We start from the raw sequence: 14,939 nt of genomic DNA, 5'->3' as shown, positions 1-14,939 counted from the left end.
GGCCCCCCCCCCCCCCCCCCCCCCCCCCCCCCCCCCCCCCCCCACAGGGGTGGTGGTTACCGTTCGATTGTTTTTAACTCCTCGATACTGATCTCACGCATCCGGAATTTCTGGATCTTGCCCGTCACCGTCATCGGAAACTCTTCGACGAACTTGAAGTGCCGTGGCGTCTTGAAGTGCGCGATGCGCTCCTTGCACCAGGTTTGCAACTCCAGCTCGGAAGCATTGTGGCCGGGGTGGAATTTGATCCAGGCGACAATTTCCTCACCGTAACGCGAGCACGGAATGCCGATCACCTGCACATCCGCCACCGCCGGGTGGGTGAAGAAAAACTCCTCCAGCTCACGCGGGTAAATGTTCTCGCCACCCCGGATGATCATGTCCTTGTTGCGCCCGGCGATGTTCACGTAACCCTCATCGTTCATGCTCGCCAGGTCGCCGGTGTGCATCCAGCCTGCCTCATCAATGGCTTCGGCCGTGGCTTGCGAGTTGTTCCAGTAACCGAGCATCACGCTGTAACCGCGGGTGCAGAGCTCACCGATGGTGCCGCGCGGCACCAGGTTGCCGGCCTCGTCGATGATCTTGCTTTCCAGTTGTGGCTGGGTGCGACCGACAGTAGTCACGCGCAGTTCAAGTTCATCGTTTGGCCCGGTTTGCAGCGACACCGGGCTGGTTTCGGTCATGCCGTAGGCGATCTGCACTTCGCTCATGTGCATCTCGCTGATGACCCGACGCATGACTTCGATCGGGCAAGTCGCGCCAGCCATGATCCCGGTGCGCAGACTCGACAGATCGAATTCGCCACGCAGCGGTTGATCGAGCATGGCGATGAACATGGTCGGCACGCCGTACAGGCCGGTGGCTTGTTCTTCGGCGACGGTTTGCAGGGTCAGTAACGGGTCGAACGCGTCGTTGGGATAAATCATGGTGCTGGCGTGGGTGATGCAGCCGAGGTTGCCCATGACCATGCCGAAGCAGTGGTAGAGCGGCACCGGGATCACCAGGCGGTCGCTCGGGGTCAGGCCGATGCTTTCACCGACCATGTAACCGTTGTTGAGGATGTTGTAGTGACTGAGGGTCGCGCCCTTGGGGAAACCGGTGGTGCCGGAGGTGTACTGGATGTTCACCGGTTGATCGAAGTGCAGGCTGTCGCTGCGTTCGCGCAATTGTTCGGGCGAAACACTGCTCGCCAGATCGGCCAGTTGCGACCAAGGCAGGAAACCTGATGGCGGCTGCGCATCGAGGCTGATCACCCCGCGCAAATCCGGTAGGCGTTCGCTGCGCAACTGGCCGATGGATTGCTCTGCGAGTTCCGGCACCAGCCCTTGCAGCATGGCGTGGTAGTTGGAGGATTTGAACGCGCCGGCGCAGACCAGCCACTGGCAACCGGACTGCTTGAGCACGTATTCCAGTTCGGAGCTGCGGTAGGCCGGATTGATGTTGACCAGAATCACGCCGATCTTCGCGGTGGCGATTTGCGTGATGCACCACTGCGCACAGTTCGGCGCCCAGATACCGAGCCGATCCCCCGCCTGCAAACCCAGCGCCAGCATGGCCCTGGCGTGCAGGTCCACTCTATCGGCCAGTTGCTGCCAGGAGTAGCGCAACTGCTGATGACGCACCACCAGCGCCTCGCCGTGCGGGTGTTGCGCGACAGTCTGGTCGAACTTCTGCCCGATGGTCATCGCCAGCAAGGCTTTGTCCTGGGAACCACGGGTGTAGCTGCGCTGCGGGTTTGCACTGGGTTGATCCATGACGACCCCTATTGTCTTTATTAGTGGGTTTACCGGGATTTAATTCCTGTGGGAGCGAGCTTGCTCGCGAAGACGCCATCTGATTCAACATCCGTGTCGACTGAGCTGACGCCTTCGCGAGCAAGCTCGCTCCCACATGGGAAAGTCCGCTTTCAATCCTGAGGTGCTCTTACTCTCGCCCAAGTTGACGTTAACGTAAAGGGTGATTGACAGCCATTCGTCACAGGCTTACGTTAACGTAAAGGTGAGAGCCATTGACCGCCCTCCCCACCCTACAAAAAAGCCAAAAGGTGACCCATGAGCTACCCATCCCTGAACTTCGCCCTCGGTGAAACCATCGACATGCTGCGCGATCAGGTTCAGTCCTTCGTCGCCGATCAGATCGCGCCACGCGCCGCGCAGATCGACCACGACAACCTGTTCCCCGCCGACATGTGGCGCAAATTCGGTGACATGGGCCTGCTGGGTATCACCGTGCCGGAAGAGTACGGCGGTGCGGGTCTGGGTTACCTGGCGCATGTGGTGGCGATGGAAGAAATCAGCCGTGGCTCGGCGTCAGTGGCACTGTCCTACGGCGCGCACTCCAACCTCTGCGTCAACCAGATCAACCGCAACGGCAACCACGAACAGAAAAGCCAATACCTGCCGAAGCTGATCAGCGGCGAACACGTCGGCGCCCTCGCCATGAGCGAGCCGAACGCCGGTTCCGACGTGGTCTCGATGAAATTGCGCGCTGACAAGCGCGGCGACCGCTTCGTCCTCAACGGCAGCAAGACCTGGATCACCAACGGCCCTGACGCCAACACCTACGTGATCTACGCCAAGACCGACCTGGAAAAAGGCCCGCACGGCATCACCGCGTTCATCGTCGAACGCGACTGGAAAGGCTTCAGCCGCAGCAACAAGTTCGACAAGCTCGGCATGCGCGGCTCCAACACCTGCGAGCTGTTCTTCGATGACGTCGAAGTGCCGGAAGAAAACATCCTCGGCGTGCTCAACGGCGGCGTGAAGGTGTTGATGAGCGGCCTCGACTACGAGCGCGTCGTGCTCTCCGGCGGCCCGACCGGGATCATGCAGTCGTGCATGGACCTGATCGTGCCGTACATCCACGACCGCAAGCAGTTCGGCCAGAGCATCGGCGAATTCCAGCTGATCCAGGGCAAGGTCGCCGACATGTACACCCAGCTAAACGCCAGCCGCGCCTACCTGTATGCAGTCGCTCAGGCCTGCGAGCGTGGCGAAACCACGCGCAAGGACGCCGCCGGGGTGATCCTCTACACCGCCGAGCGCGCCACGCAAATGGCCCTCGACGCGATCCAGATTCTCGGCGGTAACGGCTACATCAACGAATTCCCGGCCGGGCGTCTGCTGCGTGACGCCAAGTTGTACGAAATCGGCGCGGGCACCAGTGAGATCCGGCGCATGCTGATCGGCCGCGAACTGTTCAACGAAACCCGCTAAAACGGAGCTGCACATGGCTATCCTGCATACCCAGCTCAATCCCCGTTCAGCGGAGTTCGCCGCCAACAGCGCGGCGATGCTTGAACAGGTCGACGCGCTGCACACCCTGCTCGCCCAAGTGGCGCAGGGCGGCGGCGCGAAAGCCCAGGAACGTCACACCTCGCGGGGCAAGTTGCTCCCGCGCGAACGCATCAACCGCCTGCTCGATCCGGGCTCGCCGTTTCTCGAGATCAGCCAGCTCGCCGCGCACGCGGTGTATGGCGAAGACGTTCCCGCCGCGGGCGTGATTGCCGGAATCGGCCGGGTCGAAGGCGTCGAGTGCATGATCGTCGCCAACGACGCGACAGTAAAAGGTGGCTCGTACTACCCGCTGACCGTGAAAAAACACCTGCGCGCGCAGACCATCGCCCAGCAGAACCGCCTGCCGTGCATCTATCTGGTGGACTCGGGCGGCGCCAACCTGCCGCGTCAGGACGAGGTGTTCCCGGATCGCGAGCACTTTGGCCGGATCTTCTTCAACCAGGCCAACATGAGCGCCATGGGCATTCCGCAGATCGCCGTGGTCATGGGCTCCTGCACCGCTGGCGGCGCCTACGTGCCGGCGATGGCGGACGAAGCGATCATGGTGCGCAATCAGGCAACGATTTTCCTCGCCGGCCCTCCGTTGGTAAAAGCCGCGACCGGTGAAGTGGTCAGCGCCGAAGAGCTTGGCGGTGCCGATGTGCACTGCAAGATTTCCGGCGTGGCCGACCATTACGCCGAGAGCGACGAGCACGCCCTCGCCCTCGCCCGCCGCAGCGTCGCCAACCTCAACTGGCGCAAGCTCGGTGAGGTGCAGCAGCGCACGCCGATTGCGCCGCTGTACGCCAGCGACGAGTTGTACGGTGTGGTTTCGGCCGATGCCAAGCAACCGTTCGACGTACGCGAAGTGATTGCACGACTGGTCGACGGTTCGGTGTTTGATGAATTCAAGGCGCTGTTCGGCACCACGCTGGTCTGCGGTTTTGCGCACTTGCATGGCTACCCGATCGCGATCCTCGCCAACAACGGCATCCTCTTCGCCGAAGCCGCGCAGAAAGGCGCGCACTTTATCGAACTGGCCTGCCAGCGCGGCATTCCGCTGCTGTTCCTGCAGAACATCACCGGGTTCATGGTCGGCCAGAAATACGAGGCCGGCGGCATCGCCAAGCACGGCGCGAAACTGGTGACCGCCGTGGCGTGCGCCAAAGTGCCGAAATTCACCGTGATCATCGGCGGTAGCTTCGGCGCCGGTAACTACGGCATGTGCGGGCGCGCTTACGATCCGCGTTTCCTGTGGATGTGGCCGAATGCGCGCATCGGCGTGATGGGCGCCGAACAGGCCGCGGGCGTGTTGGTGCAGGTCAAACGCGAGCAGGCCGAACGCAGCGGCCAGACCTTCAGCGCCGCGCAGGAGGCCGAGATCAAGCAACCGATCCTCGATCAGTACGAAGAGCAGGGTCACCCCTACTACTCCAGCGCACGGCTGTGGGACGACGGCGTCATCGACCCGGCGCAGACCCGCGACGTGCTGGGCCTGGCTTTGTCCGCGTCGTTGAACGCACCTATCGAACCGAGCCGCTTCGGCGTGTTCCGGATGTGATGCTTTTTTTGTGGGAGCGGGCTTGCTCGCGAAAGCGGTGTATCAGTCGACGTATCCGCAACTGACAGACCGTCTTCGCGAGCAAGCCCGCTCCCACAAGAACCGTGGAGACGGATGAATATGAGCGACTTCAACACCCTCGAACTGCACAACGATCCACGGGGTTTCGCCACCCTGTGGCTCAATCGTGCGGAAAAGAACAACGCGTTCAACGCCGAAATGATCCGCGAACTGATCCTCGCACTGGACAAGGTTGCCAGCGACGCCAGCCTGCGTTTCCTTCTGCTGCGCGGGCGTGGCCGGCACTTCAGCTCCGGCGCCGATCTGGCGTGGATGCAGCAATCGGCTGAACTCGATTACCACACCAATCTGGACGATGCCCGCGAACTGGCGGAGCTGATGTACAACCTCGCCAAGCTGAAAATCCCGACCCTGGCCGTGGTGCAAGGTGCGGCGTTCGGCGGTGCGCTGGGGCTGATCAGTTGCTGCGATATGGCGATCGGCGCCGACGATGCGCAGTTCTGTCTGTCGGAAGTGCGCATTGGTCTGGCGCCGGCGGTGATCAGTCCGTTCGTGGTGCAAGCCATCGGCGAACGTGCTGCACGTCGTTATGCCCTGACCGCCGAGCGCTTCGGTGGGCAGCGGGCGCGGGAAATCGGTTTGTTGTCCGAAAGCTACCCGGCCGCCGAGCTTGATCAAGCCGTCGAACAATGGATCGACAACCTGCTGCTCAACAGCCCCGCCGCGATGCGCGCCAGTAAAGATCTGCTGCGCGAAGTCGGCAACGGCGCGCTGACCCCGGCCCTGCGCCGTTACACCGAAAACGCCATCGCGCGCATCCGCGTCAGCCCCGAAGGTCAGGAAGGCCTGCGCGCCTTTCTGCAAAAACGTGCGCCGAGCTGGCAAGCCGCAACCACCACCAAGGAGCCGCGTTGATGAGCGCACCTGTTCTCACCACCCTGCTGGTGGCCAACCGTGGCGAAATCGCTTGCCGGGTCATGCGTACCGCCAAGGCGCTGGGCCTGACCACCGTCGCCGTGCACAGCGCCACCGACCGCGAGGCGCGGCACAGCCGCGAAGCGGATATCCGCGTTGATCTCGGCGGCAGCAAAGCCGCCGACAGCTACCTGCAAATCGACAAACTGATCGCGGCGGCCAAGGCCAGCGGCGCGCAGGCGATTCACCCGGGTTACGGCTTTCTGTCGGAGAACGCCGGATTTGCCCGCGCCATTGAACAGGCCGGGCTGATTTTCCTCGGCCCGCCCGCCTCGGCCATCGACGCGATGGGCAGCAAGTCCGCAGCCAAGGCGCTGATGGAAACCGCCGGTGTACCGCTGGTGCCGGGCTATCACGGCGAGGCGCAGGATCTCGAAACCTTCCGCGATGCCTGCGCACGCATTGGTTATCCGGTGCTGCTCAAGGCCACGGCCGGTGGCGGGGGTAAAGGCATGAAAGTCGTCGAGGACGTCAGCCAACTGGCCGAAGCCCTGGCCTCGGCACAGCGTGAAGCGCAGTCGTCGTTCGGCGATTCGCGGATGCTGGTGGAGAAATACCTGCTCAAGCCGCGTCACGTGGAAATCCAGGTGTTCGCTGACCAGCACGGCAACTGCCTGTACCTCAACGAGCGCGATTGCTCGATCCAGCGCCGGCACCAGAAAGTCGTCGAAGAAGCCCCGGCCCCGGGCCTGACCCCGGAACTGCGCCGGGCCATGGGCGAAGCGGCTGTGCGTTCGGCGCAGGCAATCGGTTATGTCGGCGCGGGGACCGTGGAGTTCCTCCTGGATGCACGTGGCGAATTCTTCTTCATGGAGATGAACACGCGCCTGCAGGTCGAGCACCCGGTCACCGAAGCGATAACTGGCCTCGATCTGGTGGCGTGGCAGATTCGTGTGGCGCGTGGTGAAGCGTTGCCGATCACGCAGGATCAGGTGCCGCTCAATGGCCATGCGATTGAAGTGCGGCTGTATGCAGAGGATCCGTCGAATGATTTCCTACCCGCCACCGGGCGTCTGGAGCTTTACCGCGAATCGGCTGCAGGGCCGGGGCGACGGGTTGATAGCGGGGTTGAAGAAGGTGACGACATTTCGCCATTCTACGACCCGATGCTCGGCAAGCTGATTGCCTGGGGCGAGGATCGCGAGCAGGCGCGGCTGCGCCTGTTGAGCATGCTCGATGAGTTCGCGATTGGCGGTTTGAAGACCAACATCAACTTCCTGCGGCGGATCATTGCGCATCCGGCATTTGCCGCTGCGGAGTTGGATACCGGGTTTATTCCGCGTTATCAGGAAACGCTGCTGCCGGCTCCGGGTGAACTGAGTGATGGGTTCTGGAATACGGCAGCGCAGGCTTTCGCGCAGAGTTTGCCGGGTACTGTTCGGGCGGATGATCCGGGGTCGCCGTGGGCCTTGAACAGTGGTTTGCGCGCCGGTCTGCCGGCAGAAGTCACTTTGCATTTGAGCTGCGAGGGCCAGGATCGGGCGCTGACGCTGAATAGTTCAGGCAACGCCACACTGTCCGGTGAAGCACTGGTGGTCGAGCACGACGGCGTACGCCGTGTCCTGCGGGCAATTCGTCAGGGCGATTCGCTGTACCTGCAATGGGACGGCGAGTTGCGGCGCATTCAGGCGTATGACCCGATCAGCGCCGTCGACGCCAGCCACAGCCATCAGGGCGGTCTGACCGCGCCAATGAACGGCAGCATCGTGCGGGTGTTGGTGGAGGCCGGGCAGTCGGTCGAAGCCGGTGCGCAACTGGTGGTGCTGGAAGCGATGAAGATGGAGCACAGCATCCGCGCGCCGCATGCGGGAGTGGTCAAAGCGCTGTATTGCCAGGAAGGTGAAATGGTCGGCGAAGGCAGCGCTTTGGTTGAACTGGAAGCCGTGTAAATGGGAGATCGATCCTACGCAAAACGAGGATCGATCTGACTAGAAACGCGCCGTAGCCTGAACCACCACGCCGATGATTCGACACTCGTCGGTCAACAGGGCTTTGGGCCAGGTCGGATTGAGCGGTACCAGGTAACGCTGGCCGCCCTCTTCGTCCAGTTTGCGAAAGATCGCTTCATCGCAGCCTTGCCACTGGGCAATCACCAGTTTGCCGGGCACCGCTTCCACTTCCGGATCGACCAGGATCAACATGCCTTCGGCGATGCTCTGGCCCGAAGGTGCGGTCATCGAATTTCCCGTCACTGTCAGCCAGAACGCCGCGCCACGGGCGTGATAATCCGTCAGTTCGAAACGCTGCTTGTCAGGCGTCGCGGCGTAAGTCGTGGATGCACCCTCACGCACTTCGCACGGGGTGTGCCAGTCGCTGACCGGATAGCGGAAATACGGGTTGTACTTCTGCGCCAGTGGCATCTCGTCATCGTCGACTTCCTGCGGTTCGCGAATCACCAGCACCACTTCCAGGAAGTCCATGCCCAGCGCCTGCAACACGCGGTTCATTTCCGTGATGCCCGGCTCGCGACGTTTGTTCAGCCAATGGCCGATCCCGCCCTGGGACATGCCGACGCGCTCTCCGAGCTCTGTTTGAGTGATTTTGAGTTCACTCATCTTGGCCTTGACCAACTCAATCCATTTATCCATGTGCGGCACCTTACTCGGCCCGCCTTCGGCCGGCAAAACACATATTGTAGTATTTAAATTCTGGTCACAACTACGCATCGTACTATGCTGAAAGCACGGACTTTCAATCGAACAAGGAGTGACCCCTCACCATGAATATCAGCAGTAAAGACTTGCCCGACCTGCAAATGGACACCACGTTCACCTCCCCTCAGGGCAACGCAGCAGCGCAGCGAGCACTGGACTATTACTTGAAACCAGCTGTGTCAGAACCCGAAGTCGACGAGCGTTTTTTCGATGTGAAACGCCACCTAAGTGGCGAAGAGGCTCTGGTGCACGCCTCGGATCTGCTGCGCTGCGCAGCCGCCACCGCCTTCAAGGCAGCCGAAAACCTGCAAGGCGCAAGCCGTGACCTGGCATTTTCGGTGGTGCATATGGTGGATATGGCGCGAGCGATGGTCGACCATTCAATTGATGGCGAGCAGCTCTGACGAACACGGAAAAAGGAACGGACAGGAAAGAATTTTCCAATCGCACAGATAAAAACATTTGACTTGCAAATGATAATGATTATTATTGCAAGCAACTGGTCGCGAGATCAGTCGATGGAACAGAGACCTTAGGTCGGTCTCTGAACTATCTCCTCATCAGGCTAATCACGGTTTTTGACCCGGCTTTTTGCCGGGTCTTTTTTTTGCCCGTTTTTCGGGCTTATGGCTTCAGGCTAATGAAGTCTTTGGATGCTGCAAATTCGATGGCGCGGATAATATCAAAAGAATATCGCTTGGCAAGCTCAGCCCGGCCGGATTGGGGCAAACCAATGACAATTAGCACTTGAGAATCAATTGCACAGTCTCTAAGCTGCTTGCGCGTCATGGAAGACGCCCCCCACCGCAAGCCGCAATTTCCCTCGGTTTCCCTCCAGTCTTGCGTGTAAAGTAGCCGCCATAAAAATCATATTCAGGAATCGATATGACCGTGGCCAAATCTTCGTTCGACATCAGCGCCAATTTCGACAGCGGCAACATCCAAGTCATCGACATCTCCAATCCGCTCAACCCGGTTCTGGCCATTCGCCCCGATACCCGCAGCGCGCATTTTCAGTGGTTCCACTTCAAGGCCAGCGGCCTGCATGTTCATCAGGAACACTGGTTTCGCCTAGTCAACGCCAGCCAGTCCTCCTACAACAAAGCCTGGACCGGCTATCAGGCCGTCGCTTCCTACGACCACGTCAACTGGTTCCGCATTCCCACCAGTTTTGAAGGCGACAGCCTGCGCTTTTGCCTCGAAGCCGAGCAAACCCATGCCTGGTTCGCCTACTTCGAACCCTACAGCCGCGGTCGTCATGACTGGCTGATCGAGCAGGCGCTGACCAAGGCCGGCACCGAACTGCTGGCCACCGGCAAGAGCGTCGAGGGTCGTGACATTCAACTGCTACGCAAGGGCAGCGGTGCCGAAGGTCAGCGCAAAGTCTGGATCATCGCGCAACAGCACCCGGGCGAGCACATGGCCGAATGGTTCATGGAAGGCGTGATCGAGCGCCTGGAACGCCACGACGATCCCGTGCTGAACACGCTGCTCGCCAGTGCCGATCTGTATCTGGTGCCGAACATGAACCCGGACGGCGCCTTCCACGGTCACCTGCGCACCAACGCCATGGGCCAGGACTTGAACCGTGCCTGGCAGAGCGCCAGTCAGGACGTCAGCCCCGAAGTACTTTTCGTACAGCAGCAAATGGAAAAGTACGGCGTCGATCTGTTCCTCGACGTACACGGTGATGAGGAAATCCCCCACGTGTTCACCGCCGGTTGCGAAGGCAACCCGGGGTACACGCCGCGCATCGAGAAGCTCGAAGAGCATTTCCGCACCCACCTCAAACACACCACCAAAGACTTCCAGACCAAGTACGGCTACACCCGCGACGAACCGGGCCAGGCCAACATGACCCTGGCCTGCAACGCTGTCGGCCAGAAATACGACTGCCTGTCGCTGACCCTGGAAATGCCGTTCAAGGATCACGATGACCATCCAAACAAAGAAACGGGCTGGTCCGGCAAGCGCTCGAAACAGTTGGGCAAGGACGTGCTGACCACCATCGCCGACATGGTCGACACCCTGCGCTGATCCCTCCCCTGCTTCACCGAAAGATCGCAGCTATGCCTGCGATCTTTTTTTTTGCGCGATCAAACGCCACGACCAACAAGGTTGCAAATTAAAACCAGAATGCTTACCGTGATTCTGGTTTTAATTTGAAACCCAAAAAGGAATCAGGGCATGCAACCTCAACCACTCAAAAGCAGCGTGGTGCTGCTGTTCGCCATCGCCTGTGGACTGGCCGTGGGCAACGTGTATTACGCGCAGCCGCTGCTGGACGCCATGGCCGAGGCCTTCGCCATGTCGCCAGCCACCATCGGCATCGTCATCACTCTGACGCAGATCGGCTATGGCATCGGTCTGGTGTTGCTGGTGCCACTCGGCGACCTGCTCAACCGACGCCGACTGATCGTCACCCAGACCCTGCTCTCGGCCGCCGCGCTGTTGATGATCGCGCTGGCGCCCAGCAGCGCGTGGTTGTTGCTCGGCATGACCCTGACCGGCTTGCTCGCGGTGGTGACGCAAGTGCTGGTGGCGTACGCCGCGACACTGGCGATCCCGGCGCAGCGCGGTCGCGTGGTCGGCGTGGTCACCAGCGGCATCGTCGTCGGCATTCTGCTTGCTCGCACGATTGCCGGGGCCATGGCTGATCTGGCGGGTTGGCGCGCGATCTATCTGCTGTCTGCGGGTCTGACGCTGCTCATGGCGCTGCTGCTGTTGCGCGTATTGCCCAAGGATGAAGCCGCGCAGCCCGCGAGCCGTTACGGCGCGCTGATCGCTTCGGTGTTCAGCCTGTTCCGGCAAGAGCCGGTGCTGCGCCAACGGGCAATTCTCGCGTTGCTGACCTTCGCCAGCGCCATGGTCCTGTGGACGCCGATGGTACTGCCGCTGGCCGCTCCGCCACTGTCGTTGTCGCACAGTGAAATCGGCCTGTTCGGCTTGGCCGGCGCCGCCGGTGCACTCGCCGCCGCGCGTGCCGGACATCTGGCTGATCGCGGCCTCGGCCAATGGGTCAGTGGTCTGTCGCTGCTGCTGATGCTCGCTTCGTGGCTGCCGATCGCCCTCACCCAGTCCTCGTTGTGGGCGCTGTTGCTGGGGGTGATCACCCTCGATCTGGGCTTGCAGGCCGTGCATGTCACCAGCCAGAGCATGATCTACAGCGTGCGTCCCGAAGCGCAAAGCCGCCTCACCGCCGGCTACATGCTGTTCTATTCGATCGGCAGCGCATTGGGCTCGATTACCTCGACGGCGATGTACGCCTGGGCTGGCTGGACCGGCGTGTGTCTGCTTGGCGCCGCTATCAATGCAGTGGCACTGGGTTATTGGTGGCTGACCCTGAAAAGTGGCGCACCCCAGCGGTGCGCCACACAAGCGGGTTAATCGCGATCGCGACCGCGCAACATGCTGTCGAGCACCTCGTCGCGGCGCACCCAACCGTGGAACAGCGCCGCCGCCAGGTGCAACAGCACCGTCAGGAACAACAGGTACGCCAGATAGCCATGCGCCTTGCGCAGCAGGGCAAACACTTGCGCATCGGCCGGCAGGATCGACGGCAATTGCAGGGTATTGCTGAGCATCACCGGCTCACCCGACGCACTGATCATCGCCCAACCGAGCACCGGCAGCACCAGCATCAACGCGTACAGCAACACATGCGAAGCCTTGGCCGCCATCACCTGCCAGCCCGGCAGATCGGCCGGCAGCGGCGGCTGTCGGGTAGAAAACCGTACCAACAGGCGCACAACCACCAGCAGCAGAATCGCGATCCCCAGCGGTTTATGCAGATGAATCAGCCATTCATGCCGCTGTGAAACCGAAGTGACCATGCCGGCGCCAATGAACAACATGGCGATGATCATCAGCGCCATCAGCCAGTGCAGCAGCCGCGCCAACAGCGCGAAATGAGTCGGTTGCGTGCTCATGGGCGAGCCTCCTGACGGGCGGCGGGCAATTGGCTGACTTCGCTGGTACGCCGCAGATAGGAATCGGCGTAACCGGCGGAACGCGCGGCGAGCAGCGGGTCGTCGGAGCCTTCGATACCAGCCGGCAGCACCAGCGGATCGTAGTTGATGTCGCGGCATTCGCCGCTGAGCTGCGGCTGAGTCTTCTCCAGCACCAGCGTGCCGGCGTTGATCACCTTGCGGCCCTCGGGCCAGGCTTTGCTGGCATCGTTCACCGGATCACCGGGGTTGGCCAAGGTGATATTCAACTGCCAGCGCAACGGCCCTTCGGCCAGACGCTGCACCAGATCCTTCTCGAGAAAATCCGCACCCTCCGGCGCCGAGGCTCCGGAGGCATCACGCGCCAGTGGCGTGACACTCCAACGCACCGCCTGCTTCTGCCCACTGGCGTTGACCAGATAGAACGCATTCACACTGTTGTAGGTTTCAGTGGCATAGCTGGCCGACGGTTTGGCGGTCTTCACCCAGGTCAGAAACGGCACGGCTTCCGGGTGGGCGGCGAAGAATGCCGGCACTTTCGACGGATCCGGTTTACCTGTGGCCGGATCCGGCGACTGTGCCTGCTGCAACTGGTAGAACGCCTCGGGAGTGCCGACCGGGAACACCGGCATGCTGTTCATCCCGGTGCGCCATTGCTGACCGTTGGCCTGGGTGAATCGCAACGCCAGACTGCGGATCGGCACGCTGCTGTCCGGGGCGTAGGGATTCCCTGCCGGCAAGGCGAAGCGCCCGACTACCGGGGTCTGCGCCTCGTTGAACACCTGCGCGGCAGAAAACGCCCGCGCCTCGCCACTGCTCTCGAAATGCCCGATCACGCACACGCCCTTGGCGTGGTTGCGCCGAAACCCGGGATGCACACCGTTGTTTTTCTCCAGCACATCAACCAGCGCCTTGGGCGTCAGACGTTGTGGGTCAAGATTACCGTGCACGTAGGCAAACGCCCCGGCGACAGCGGCAACGACCACGGCAATCGCCGTCAGGCGCAACACTGTGCTCGCGGCACTCAAGGGCGGGCGCGGCGGCCTGCCCGGCGGTGAAGTGCGATCAACCATGAATAACTCCAGGGCCATCGGCCACAAGTAGGAAGAATCAGCAAGACGCACCCTATCGGGATTTATTCCATGGCCCGGTATTTATTTTTCCGAACGTGGAATAACCTCGAACGGCAGACGTCTCCCTAGTCCACAGCGTAGTGACTAGCAGAAATTCATGAGCGAATTCGACGAACAGTTGAGAGAAATCATTCCCAGATTGCGCCGCTTTGCCGTGTCACTGACCCGCAACAGCAGCAGCGCCGACGATCTGGTGCAGGCCAGCCTCGAGCGGGCCCTGTCCGGCTGGGGCGCAAAACGCGCCGAGGGTGACGTGCGCGCATGGCTGTTCGCGATCCTCTATCGACAGTTTCTCGACGCCCATCGGCGCTCACGCCGTTATGCGCGAATGCTCGAATTCTTCACTGGTCGCGACGATGCCGAGCCCTCGACCGAACGCACAGTCATCGCCCAATCCACCTTGCGAGCCTTCGATCATCTGCCCACCGAGCAACGCGCTTTGTTGCTGATGGTCTCGGTCGAAGGCCTGAGCTACAAGGAAGTCGCCGAAATCCTTAACGTCCCCACCGGCACCGTGATGTCGCGCCTGTCCCGCGCCCGCCAGGCCCTGCGCCAGCTCAGCGACGGCGAAATCAGCAGCCCTTCTTTGCGGATACTCAAATGATCAGCATGCCTCCCAGTGAGCGTGACCTGCACGCTTACGTCGACCATCAACTCAACGAGGCCGACCGACGGATACTCGACGCCTGGCTGGTCAATCATCCGGAAGAGGCGGCGCAGGTTCGCGCCTGGCAGCACGACGCCCAGCTACTGCGCGCGGCACTCGGTGGTGCATTGCAGCAACCGGCCAATCCGGCGCTTGAACCGGCGCTGATCCGCCAGCGTCTCAAGCGTCAGTCGCGACGTCATCTGGCCAGCGCGGCGGTGTTGCTGATCGCGGTCGGCATCGGCGGTTTCAGTGGCTGGCAGGTGCGGGAAATGACCCTCGTGCGCTCTTCCACGCTACCGATGACCGATGCCTTGCAGGCCTATCGATTGATTGCCCAGCAGGGAATTCTGCCGGCGGACTACAACGTTGCCAGTGACGGCGACATGCAGCATTGGCTCGACCGCTATTTCACCCGGGCCAGTCGCTTGCCGGATCTGAAATCCGCCGGCTTCGAGCCGGTCAGCGGTCGTCTGCTCAGCACCGATGAAGGCCCGGCGGCGATGGTGGTGTATGAGGATCGCAGCGGCCACAAGATCAGTTTCTACGTGCGACCACCGGGACCTGAAAACACCTTCCTGCCACGCGGCAGCCGCAGCGACGGCGATCTGCAGGCCGATTACTGGTCCGGTGGCGGATACAACTATGCGCTGGTCAGCCCGACGGACTCGCCGGCGGCGCAGGTGCTCAAGCAATCTCAACCTTTCTGAATCTACTGCATACCCCT

The 14,939-nt window shown here is 61.5% G+C and carries 14 protein-coding genes; 9 read left to right on the top strand and 5 right to left on the bottom strand.

Annotated elements, in window-relative coordinates; all coding sequences use genetic code 11:
* Positions 1–56: 56 nt before the first annotated feature.
* A complete protein-coding gene (locus NTD85_RS14050; RefSeq protein ID WP_262142443.1) occupies positions 57–1,754 on the bottom strand; it encodes an AMP-binding protein in 1,698 nt (565 codons plus the stop codon).
* 297 nt (positions 1,755–2,051) lie between these two features.
* On the opposite strand from NTD85_RS14050, the gene NTD85_RS14045 reads away from it, so the two are divergent.
* From NTD85_RS14045 to NTD85_RS14030, 4 genes are all read left to right on the top strand, one after another.
* Positions 2,052–3,215: an isovaleryl-CoA dehydrogenase gene (locus tag NTD85_RS14045; protein ID WP_226501297.1), complete on the top strand. Its 1,164-nt coding sequence runs from the start codon at positions 2,052–2,054 to the stop codon at positions 3,213–3,215.
* Between the two features lie 13 nt (positions 3,216–3,228).
* Positions 3,229–4,836, top strand: a complete 1,608-nt coding sequence (locus NTD85_RS14040) for a carboxyl transferase domain-containing protein (RefSeq protein WP_262142442.1) — start codon at positions 3,229–3,231, stop codon at positions 4,834–4,836.
* Positions 4,837–4,956: 120 nt separating this feature from the next.
* A complete protein-coding gene (locus NTD85_RS14035; RefSeq protein ID WP_262142441.1) occupies positions 4,957–5,772 on the top strand; it encodes a gamma-carboxygeranoyl-CoA hydratase in 816 nt (271 codons plus the stop codon).
* Entirely contained in the window at positions 5,772–7,721 is a 1,950-nt protein-coding gene (locus NTD85_RS14030; RefSeq protein WP_262142440.1) for an acetyl/propionyl/methylcrotonyl-CoA carboxylase subunit alpha, read from the top strand. Before NTD85_RS14035 ends, NTD85_RS14030 begins: the two co-directional genes overlap by 1 nt.
* Before the next feature lie 39 nt (positions 7,722–7,760).
* Here NTD85_RS14030 and NTD85_RS14025 read toward each other — a convergent pair whose 3' ends face one another.
* Complete coding sequence (locus NTD85_RS14025; RefSeq protein ID WP_003223693.1) at positions 7,761–8,420, bottom strand: LexA family protein; 660 nt, start codon at positions 8,418–8,420, stop codon at positions 7,761–7,763.
* Between the two features lie 131 nt (positions 8,421–8,551).
* Between NTD85_RS14025 and NTD85_RS14020 the strand changes: the two genes are divergently transcribed.
* Positions 8,552–8,890 (top strand): DUF6124 family protein, encoded by a 339-nt coding sequence (locus NTD85_RS14020; protein ID WP_003223691.1) that lies wholly within the window; start codon positions 8,552–8,554, stop codon positions 8,888–8,890.
* A gap of 220 nt (positions 8,891–9,110) precedes the next feature.
* On the opposite strand, the gene NTD85_RS14015 is transcribed toward NTD85_RS14020, so the two are convergent.
* Positions 9,111–9,275 (bottom strand): hypothetical protein, encoded by a 165-nt coding sequence (locus NTD85_RS14015; RefSeq protein WP_157160359.1) that lies wholly within the window; start codon positions 9,273–9,275, stop codon positions 9,111–9,113.
* Positions 9,276–9,371: 96 nt separating this feature from the next.
* Here NTD85_RS14015 and NTD85_RS14010 point away from each other — a divergent pair, with 96 nt between their 5' ends.
* Entirely contained in the window at positions 9,372–10,523 is a 1,152-nt protein-coding gene (locus NTD85_RS14010; protein ID WP_003223690.1) for a M14-type cytosolic carboxypeptidase, read from the top strand.
* Between the two features lie 150 nt (positions 10,524–10,673).
* Positions 10,674–11,873, top strand: a complete 1,200-nt coding sequence (locus NTD85_RS14005) for an MFS transporter (protein ID WP_262142439.1) — start codon at positions 10,674–10,676, stop codon at positions 11,871–11,873.
* Here the strand turns inward: NTD85_RS14005 and NTD85_RS14000 are convergent.
* Positions 11,870–12,415 (bottom strand): cytochrome b, encoded by a 546-nt coding sequence (locus NTD85_RS14000; RefSeq protein WP_003223686.1) that lies wholly within the window; start codon positions 12,413–12,415, stop codon positions 11,870–11,872. The genes NTD85_RS14005 and NTD85_RS14000 overlap by 4 nt on opposite strands.
* On the bottom strand, positions 12,412–13,506 hold the full coding sequence (locus tag NTD85_RS13995) for a catalase family peroxidase (protein ID WP_262142438.1): 1,095 nt from the start codon (positions 13,504–13,506) through the stop codon (positions 12,412–12,414). Before NTD85_RS13995 ends, NTD85_RS14000 begins: the two co-directional genes overlap by 4 nt.
* Before the next feature lie 157 nt (positions 13,507–13,663).
* Between NTD85_RS13995 and NTD85_RS13990 the strand changes: the two genes are divergently transcribed.
* Positions 13,664–14,170: an RNA polymerase sigma factor gene (locus NTD85_RS13990; RefSeq protein ID WP_003223683.1), complete on the top strand. Its 507-nt coding sequence runs from the start codon at positions 13,664–13,666 to the stop codon at positions 14,168–14,170.
* A complete protein-coding gene (locus NTD85_RS13985; protein ID WP_262142437.1) occupies positions 14,167–14,922 on the top strand; it encodes an anti-sigma factor family protein in 756 nt (251 codons plus the stop codon). Before NTD85_RS13990 ends, NTD85_RS13985 begins: the two co-directional genes overlap by 4 nt.
* The last annotated feature ends 17 nt before the right edge of the window (positions 14,923–14,939 follow it).

The organism is Pseudomonas sp. 13B_3.2_Bac1 (genome assembly GCF_025466205.1).
In the GTDB taxonomy this organism is placed as follows: Bacteria; Pseudomonadota; Gammaproteobacteria; order Pseudomonadales; family Pseudomonadaceae; genus Aquipseudomonas; species Aquipseudomonas fluorescens_H.
This window is presented reverse-complemented; position numbering and strand designations above follow the sequence as displayed.